Origin of the sequence: Methylobacterium sp. E-066, assembly GCF_022829635.1 — a bacterium.
In the GTDB taxonomy this organism is placed as follows: domain Bacteria; phylum Pseudomonadota; class Alphaproteobacteria; order Rhizobiales; family Beijerinckiaceae; genus Methylobacterium.
The window spans coordinates 112,148-120,137 of sequence record NZ_JAKSYO010000037.1 but is presented as its reverse complement, the minus strand read 5'-3'; the positions used below and the strand labels follow the sequence as shown (position 1 = coordinate 120,137).

General features: G+C 70.2%; 8 protein-coding genes and 1 pseudogene. 5 read left to right on the top strand and 4 right to left on the bottom strand.

All coding sequences use genetic code 11. From position 1 onward, the window contains the following. The 3 genes and pseudogenes from MKL20_RS03415 to MKL20_RS03405 form a co-directional block, all read left to right on the top strand. Positions 1-866 (top strand): annotated as a pseudogene (locus MKL20_RS03415) (ATPase); the annotation flags it as partial. Continuing rightward, positions 866-1,072, top strand: a complete 207-nt coding sequence (locus MKL20_RS03410) for a hypothetical protein (protein WP_244035502.1) — start codon at positions 866-868, stop codon at positions 1,070-1,072. The pseudogene MKL20_RS03415 and the gene MKL20_RS03410, both read left to right, overlap by 1 nt. 141 nt (positions 1,073-1,213) lie before the next feature. After that, positions 1,214-1,540, top strand: a complete 327-nt coding sequence (locus MKL20_RS03405; protein ID WP_244035495.1) for a DUF6634 family protein — start codon at positions 1,214-1,216, stop codon at positions 1,538-1,540. An 87-nt stretch (positions 1,541-1,627) separates the two neighbouring features. On the opposite strand, the gene MKL20_RS03400 is transcribed toward MKL20_RS03405, so the two are convergent. After that, positions 1,628-2,539 carry an MBL fold metallo-hydrolase gene (locus MKL20_RS03400; protein WP_244035494.1) on the bottom strand — a complete coding sequence of 304 codons (912 nt, stop codon included), beginning with the start codon at positions 2,537-2,539 and terminating at the stop codon, positions 1,628-1,630. 172 nt (positions 2,540-2,711) lie between these two features. Here MKL20_RS03400 and MKL20_RS03395 point away from each other — a divergent pair, with 172 nt between their 5' ends. Beyond that, a complete protein-coding gene (locus tag MKL20_RS03395; protein WP_244035493.1) occupies positions 2,712-4,052 on the top strand; it encodes a sensor histidine kinase in 1,341 nt (446 codons plus the stop codon). 8 nt (positions 4,053-4,060) lie between these two features. Then, positions 4,061-4,720 (top strand): response regulator transcription factor, encoded by a 660-nt coding sequence (locus MKL20_RS03390; protein ID WP_244035492.1) that lies wholly within the window; start codon positions 4,061-4,063, stop codon positions 4,718-4,720. Positions 4,721-5,167: 447 nt separating this feature from the next. Here MKL20_RS03390 and MKL20_RS03385 read toward each other — a convergent pair whose 3' ends face one another. The 3 genes from MKL20_RS03385 to MKL20_RS03375 are packed head-to-tail and all read right to left on the bottom strand — an operon-like array spanning position 5,168 to position 7,939. Then, positions 5,168-6,409, bottom strand: coding sequence for a cytochrome P450 (locus MKL20_RS03385; protein WP_244035491.1), 1,242 nt, complete (start codon positions 6,407-6,409; stop codon positions 5,168-5,170). Next, complete coding sequence (locus tag MKL20_RS03380; protein WP_244035490.1) at positions 6,402-7,727, bottom strand: NAD(P)/FAD-dependent oxidoreductase; 1,326 nt, start codon at positions 7,725-7,727, stop codon at positions 6,402-6,404. Before MKL20_RS03380 ends, MKL20_RS03385 begins: the two co-directional genes overlap by 8 nt. Next, positions 7,724-7,939 (bottom strand): ferredoxin, encoded by a 216-nt coding sequence (locus tag MKL20_RS03375; RefSeq protein ID WP_244035489.1) that lies wholly within the window; start codon positions 7,937-7,939, stop codon positions 7,724-7,726. Before MKL20_RS03375 ends, MKL20_RS03380 begins: the two co-directional genes overlap by 4 nt. Positions 7,940-7,990: the final 51 nt, after the last annotated feature.

The window sequence follows — 7,990 nt, the reverse complement described above, 5'->3', positions numbered from 1 at the left end:
AGAACATCGATCCAGCCGTGAAGCGGGCGGGACGCCTCGATCGGGAGATCGCGATCGAGAGACCGGACACCGCGAGCCTGGTGAAGATCTTCCGGCATCATCTCGGCGCCGGGGTGCTAGCCGGGGATTCGTTGATGCCGCTCGCGCTCGCCGCGCACGGCAAGACCGGAGCCGATGTCGAGGCATTCGTGCGCCGGGCCAGGGGGGCGGCGCGCCGTGCCGGGCGCCAGATCGGCCTCGACGACATCCTGGCGGAGATCCGTCAGGGTCGGCTCGTGATGTCGTCCGAGGCGCGACGACGCTCCGCCATCCACGAGACGGGTCACGCGATCGTCGGCCGGTCGCTCGGCTGCGGAGCCCTCGTCGACCTGTCGCTTCACGACGGCGGTGGTCAGGCCCAGTTCGATTACCCGGTCGACGGTGCTGCGACGCTTCCCAAGCTCGAGGCGACCCTCGCGACGCTGCTCGCTGGACGCGCGGCCGAGGAGATCGAGTTCGGTGGCGTCTCGATCGGCAGCGGCTTCGGCCCGGGCTCAGATCTCGCCCATGCGAGTGCGCTCGCCCACGGCATCGACCTGCAGTTCGGGCTCGGCAAGCTCGGACCCTACTACGTCGACCCGGCCGAACGGCATCTCTTCCTCGCAGGCGGTCTCGTCGACACCGCCGTCGATCGGCTGCGGGGGGCTTACGCGCGGGCCCGCGCTATCCTGGAGACGCAAACGACGGCGCTGCGGGCGATCGCCTCGGAACTTGCGGAGGTCGGCTACCTCTCGGCTCAGGACATCGACCGGATCATGCTGGATCATCCGGCGCCCGCGAGCCCGGCCGGAACGCCGGTACCGGCGCTTGAGCTGGCCCTGGCGTGATGTTCGCGCTTCCACCCGATGAACCTGATCTTGGCGACCTGCAGCCGCTGGCCGAGGCCATCGAAGGCCTCTGCGCGATCCTCGACGGCGACCGTGAGGCTGTCATCGAAGGGCTGGCCGAGATCCTGAGACGACGCATCGCGTTCGAGGCCATGAAGCGTCACACCCGATCCAGTCGCGATGCTTTGAAAGACCCGCGGGTCTGAGAGCAGAGGCGTGTTGCGGCCACGGCATTCGTTCCCCCGGGCCCGTCCGACCACGCCTCCGACCGTCATCCACCACCACAAGCCAACACCGAATCACACCAGAACCGGCCGCATCGCGTGCCGGAGCGACGGAGCACGTCCATGTCTGTCCTGAACCAGGGGCCCGGCCCCTTTCCCCATCTCGCCGAGGCCGCGCGGAAGTACCGTTCCATCGCCGACGACCTCGATCGCATCGCCCGCGGCCGGCACCCAGGTGTGGGCGAGCTGCGCGATGCGCCGAGACTGTGGGAGTGGCGGGTAATCGCGTTTCCCGTCCCGCATCTCGTCGGCATCGTCCTCGGCCATCCGCTGCTCAGGGACGGCCAGATCCGGACCAGCGAGCTCCTGAGCTACGATCCCGAGAGTGGCTACGCCCGCACCCACTCGAGGTTCTACCGACTGGAGTCGCCATCGCCCGATGGGAGCTGACCCGCTTCGTGGTTCACGAAGCGCTCGCCGCCGGAGCGGATGCCGGTTCGGCGTAAGCGAGCGCGTCGAATCGAGGACCGAGGGGTTCTAACGCAGCGCATACCCGGCGGCCGCCCGCTCGATCCTACCGCGGGCGGCGAGGTGCATGCCGGTCACGCTCAAACCCTCCGTCGCCGCTCGGTCGAGTATCTGCCGCCGTGTCGCGATCGCCTGCGCCGGGTCGGTGTCCCAGATCACCGTCCAGCCCGGATGCGGCATCTGCAGCAGCCGCGAGTGGACGATGTCGCCCCAGATCAACAGTTGCTCCGGTCCGTCCGCGATCAGCACGCCCATATGCCCCGGCGTATGACCCGGTAGGGGCAGCGCGTGGACGCCGGGTGCGAGCTCAGCCTCGCCGGAGATACGCCGGATCCGATCGGGATAGGCTGCGAGAACCGCCTGCGCCGTATCGAACATCGAACTCAGGGCGGCGGGCGCGGAGGCCCGTGCGCCCGCATCCGACCAGTATGCCACCTCCCGGTCCTGGAGCACGAGTTTGGAGTTGGCGAAGCGTGCGCGGCGGCTCGGCGTCAGGAGACCGCCGGCATGGTCGGCATGGAGATGGCTCAGCCAGATGATCTCGACCTGATCCGGCCGTACGCCTTCCGCCGCCAGCGCCGCGGTCACCCGGTTGAACCCAGGCCCGAGGACGGTGCCGCAGCCCGCATCGAGAAGCCAGTGCCTTTCCCCGCGCCGGATCAGGAAGGCGTTGACCGGCTCCGGTGACGGGCCGTTAGCCGGAAGGCCGGCCCCCTTCAGCAGGGTATGCCCGGCCGCGCTGTCGGCCGCCGGGATCATGCTCGGTTCCAGCGGAAACAACCCGTCCCGCAGTGGCGTCACCGTGAACGCGCCGACCCGGTAGGGGCCGGCGACAGGCGCGGCCGTGGTCGGCCCGTGCAGGCCGAGCGGGAGCAGGGCGGAGGCGGCCAGCAGGCGGCGGCGGGAGAGCTGAATGGACATGGCGGGCTCCGCACGGAACAGACGCCGCCATCCTCCCGACCATGGTGGGATCGGGCCAGGGAAGTCCTCCCGCCAACCCCCGGGCATTCTTCCCGACCTGGCCGACCAGGGCTTGCGCACCTTGGCGTTCCACGTGCCAAATCAGGGCACAGTTCGAGCGCGGCCGTTACCCATGAGCCTGCCTACCCATCTCGGCCTACGCCTCTTCGCGGTCGCGCTCCTGTGCCTGGCCGGAGCGGTCGTCTGGAGCATCTGGGAGGCGCGCATCGGCCTGGGCCACGAGGCCGCGACCTCGGCGGATCGGCTCAGCGCGCAGCTCGCGCGCCAGCCCGGCCTCGGTAGTGCCGGCCCGACCTCGATGCCTGCCGCCGCGCCGCAATCCGCGCCGGCTATCCTTACGCTCCTGCCCGGGATCTGCGCCGACATCCATCTCGGCGCGGAGATGCTCCGCCGCTTCTGTGGCGACTGGGACGGCCTCGCGGCCGCCCCCGTCTGGCTTCGCACCGCGCTCGCGTGGGACGCTGAAGCCGCGCCGACGATCCGGGCGATCGTCTATCGCGGGCGCACCATCGGCAGCGTGACGGCCTGGCCCGACCCGATGGCCGGCGCAGCCCGGATCTGGCATCGCGTGCGCTTCGCGGGCGGTCTCGCTGTTGGGTTGGCTGTGGCGACGGCGCTGCTCAACTGGTTCGCCGTCGCTCGTCTCGTCGCGCCCGCCGGGCGGATCGTCCAGGGGCTGGACGACTTGGACGCGGCCCACGCCCACATCCCGCTGCCGCGCTTTGCGGCCGCCGAGTTCGACCGGATCGCCATCGCCTGCAACGGCCTGGCCGACCGGTTGGTCCGCGCCGAGGCCGAGCGCGCTGACCTGATGCAACGCCTGGTCACGGTCCAGGAAGAGGAGCGGCAGGCGATCGCCCGCGACCTGCACGATGCCTTCGGCCAGTGCCTCGCCGCCGCCGGCGCACGCGCCGCCGCAATCGAGCTGGCCGCGCCTCCAGACCGCGATGATCTGCGCGAGGACGCCCGTGGCATCGAGGCTGTCCTCGCCACCATGCGCGAGAGCCTGCGCGGGGCGCTGGCCCGCCTCGAACTGCCGGACCTCGCCGAGGTTGGATTGGCGTCAGCCCTCCGTGGCCTGGTCGCGGACTGGCGGGCGCAACTCAGGGCCGGCCCCGCTCTCCATCTCGACGTCACGGGCGACCTCACCGACTTGCCGACGGACGCGTCGGCGAGCCTCTACCGGGTCGCGCAGGAACTTCTGACCAACGCCCTGCGCCACGGCCGACCGAGTCGAATCTTCCTGCGGCTGGACCGGGCGGAGGCCGGTGCGCGGGCGGTGACGCTCACCCTGGACGACGACGGCGGCGGCGACGTAGCCCGCACGGCGGCCGCCGCCGGCCGCGGCCTCGTCGGTATCCGCGCGCGGCTCGCCGCGCTGGGCGGCAGCCTGTCGCTCACCGGGACCGGAGGCGGCATCCGCGCCCGCGCGACCGTTCCGACCGCGGGTTGAGGTCGCTCATGGCCTCGACGATCCTCCTCGTCGACGACCACCCGGTCGTGCGGGAGGGCTACCGCCGCCTGCTCGAGCGGCAGCCGGGGCTCGTCGTGATCGGGGAAGCGGCGAGCGCGGCCGAGGCCTACCGCCGATACAAGGCGCTGACACCGGACCTCGTGATCCTCGATCTGTCGCTGCCCGGTCCGAGCGGCATCGAGGCCATCCGGCACATCCGCCAGTGGGATGGCGCGGCGCGCATCCTGGTGTTCAGCATGCGCACGGGGTCGGTGGTCGCGCGCCAAGCCTTCGCCGCCGGTGCGTGCGGGTATGTCAGCAAAGCCAGTCCGCCGCGTGAACTTTTGGCGGCGGTGGCCGCCGTGCTGCGGGGCGAGCGCGCGATGAGCGCCGACATCGCGCGGGCCATCGCGCAGGACGAGGTGGCGGGCGGGCGCACGGCCCTCGACGACCTCAGCCCGCGGGAGCTCGAGATCCTGAACCTGACGGCGGCGGGCACGACGGCGCAGGCGGTGGCCGAGGCGCTGTGCCTGAGCCTGAAGACGGTGCACAACAACCTCTCGGCGATCCGCGCCAAGCTCGGCGCACGCACCGATGCCCACCTCGTCTGGATCGCCCTCGGGGCCGGGCTGGTATCGCCAACCGAGAGACTACCGATCAAAGAGTGACGCCATCGGATGATTTGTGCAGAACCCTTGTTCGAAAGCAGACGCACAGTAATCGACCCAACACGGTCATACAATCAGCTACAAGGTCTGTCCGAAAGCGGACATAGGCTGGGGTGAAGGTCGACGACGTAAATTGACCCGTTGCGGACTTTTGGAAGGTCCGCTTGCAGGAGGTCTGATCTACCCCGAATGACCGAAAGTGGCCGAGAGCAGAACGACCGCTTCGGAAAAAGCTTGCCGCAGAAGCGGACGAGATCATGCCAACCCGGTCAAATATCCCGACGTGTCACCGTTCTGAAGGTCAGTCGCACAATGAGAGATTTCAGTCCCTGGTGCGATGCGCATGACTGGACAGGCTTGTACAGCAGGGTGAGCTGACGCACGTCTCCGATAGACGATGGCGCGTGGCGCCGAGCAGCTTCCCAGACCCCTTTCGGGCCCGGTCGATCAAGCGATCCCCGCGATGGTGATGCCGAGGTTCTTCGGACCGCGCAGGGAAGCGCCGGCCCGGTAGGGCGGTGGATCGTCGAGGAGCCGCGGCGCGACGAGGCGCCGGCACAGGGTGACCAGGGCGATCTCGGCTTCGATGCGCGCCAGTGGCGCGCCCACGCAGTAGTGGAGGCCGCCGCCGAACCCGAAATGCTGGTTGTCGTTCCGGTCGGGATCGAACCGGTCCGGCTGCGTGAACCGCGCCGGATCGCGGTTTCCGGCCGCGAGCATCAGGACCACCGAGGATCCGGCCGGGATCGTCGCGCCCGCCACCGCGATGGCGCCGAGCGCCTTGCGGGTCCGGAAATGGACGGGGGGCTCGTAGCGCAGGATCTCCTCGATCACGCGGGGCGCCCGCTCGGGGTCGGCCTTCAGCTTCTCGAGCTCGTCCGGATGTCGGAGCAGCGTGAGCATCCCGTTGGTGATGAGGTTCACGGTCGTCTCATGGCCCGCGACGAGGAGCAGGATCGCCGTGGAGATCAGGTCGATGTCGCCCATGACCGGCCTGCCCCGGCCGCCGCGGGCGGCGAGGCCGCTGAGCATGTCGTCGGCCGGATGGCGGCGCTTCTCGCGGATCAGCCGGCGCATGTAGTCCGAGATCACGTCGAAGGTGGCGGCGATCTCGCGCCGTCCCGCCTCGTCGTGGCGTGCGTCGGGCTCCAGGGCCGTCGCGAGGCGTGTCGCCCAGGCATGGAATTGCCGCTCGTCGGCCTCGGGCACGCCGAGGAGCTCGCAGATGACGGCCACCGGCAGCGGATAAGACAGGTCGTCCACGAGGCAGACCGTGTCGCGGCCCCGGCACTTGTCGATCAAGGCATCCACGAGCGTCGCGACCTTGGCGTGGGCGTCCCGCACCCGGGCGATCGTGAACTCCTTCATCACGAAGCCGCGCAGGGTGTCGTGGTCGGGCGGATCGCGGAAGATCAGCGGGCGGTGGGTGTTGACCACGCGGTTCCGGATCGGGTTGAGGATCCAGTCCTTCAGGGGGTTACCCGTAGCGGGCCGACGCGAGGGCGGCAGATCCTCGGAACTCAGCCGAGGATCGAAGATCAGGCTCCTCAACGCGGCATGGGTGCTGACGAGGTAGCTGCCATCCGCCTGCCGTGACACAGGTGTCTCGCGCATCCTGGCGTAGAGGGGATAGGGATCCGCCCGGTTTTTCGGATCGAGGATCTGCGCGAACAGGGTTTCATCAGGCATGGGCCGTCTCCAACGCCGCGGCGCCTCGGTCGGGCGATCGCCGTGGGCCGGGCAAGCCGGGCTCCAGGGCCTCGATCCGCGGCTGGTCGGTGGCGCCGAGGATCGGCGGGAACGATGCCCCGGCGGCCACGGCCTCGGCATACGCGGGCAGCCAGCGCGCTTGATCGAAGGAGAGGGCTGCGACGGTACGCCCGGCCCGGCCGTAAACAGCGAGAAATCGTTGTGAGGCGCGCGTCCCCTGGACGACGGCGAGCGCATCCGCCCCCTCGGTCGAGCCGGCAAGCTTGATGTTGAGACCGAACTGGCTCGACCAGAAGGACGGCAGATGTCTGTAGGGGATCTGGTCCGACGCCGAAGCGAGCATGTTCGCCGCCGCGTGCCGGGCCTGGTCGACCGCGTTGCCCCAATGCTCCACCGTCATCGGGCGGTCGCCGTAGAGCGGGTTCGGCCAGCGCGCGACGTCGCCGGCCGCGTAGATGTCGGGGTCGGGCTCCCCCGCGATGGAGATCGCGCGGCACGCTCCGTCGCAGGTCAGGCCACCCGCATCGGCGGCGAGGCCCGCCGCAGCGAGCCAGCCGGTGTCGCGTGTGGCGCCGAGGGCGACGATGACGAGATCCGTCTCGAGAACCTCTCCCCCGGCAAGGTGCGCGCGGCGGACCTGCCCGGCCTCGCCCGAGAACGCGCGGACCTTCGTCTTCGGGCGGAAATCGACCCCGGCGCCGCGCATCCGTTCGGCGAGGGTGGCGCCGATCGTGGTTCCGAGCAGGCGGGCGAGCGGCGTCGGGTTGGGATCGACCAAAGTCACCGCCAAGCCGAGGTCGCGGCAGCACGAGGCCGCCTCGCAGCCGATCAGGCCGCCGCCAACGATGATCACCCGGTTCGGCCGACACGCCAGCGCGCTCCACAGGGCGCGGGCATCCTCCAGGGTCCGGATCGTGAAGATCCCGGCCAGATCGGCCCCCTCGCCAGGCCATGTCCTCGCCCTCGCGCCGGTGGTGATCAGGAGTTTCGCATAGGGAAGTGTCGCCCCGTCGGCGCGGTGCAGCACCCGGCGCTCCCGGTTCAGGGCAACCGCCGGCTGGCCGAGCCGCCACCGTGCGCGCAGACGGCTGAGCTGCGGCAGCACGGTCGCCTCTGGGGGAAGCTCGCCCGCAAGGACGTGCTTGGACAAGGGCGGCCTGTCGTAGGGCTGGTGCGGCTCATCCCCGACTAGGGTCAGGGGCCCGTCATAGCCGCGGTCCCGCAGCGCCTCCGCGCCCCGCAGCCCGGCGAGAGAGGCGCCCACCACGACGATGCCCAGTCGCTGAACCTCGGTCACGGCTCGTCACCCTCGGCGAGACCGGCGGGCTCGATCTCGATGGCTCGGACGGGGCAGGCCTGCTGCGCCCGCTCGATCTGCGACCGCTTCGCCTCCGACGGCGCCGGATCGTAGAACAGGATCTCGTGACCGCGCAGCTCGAAATGGTCCGGAGCGGCGTAGCAGCACTGGGCGTAGCCCTGGCAACGATTGAGATCGACGACGACACGCATTCAGGGCCTCCAAAAAACCGTGCGGATGACCGGTCGATCGGGCGCGACACC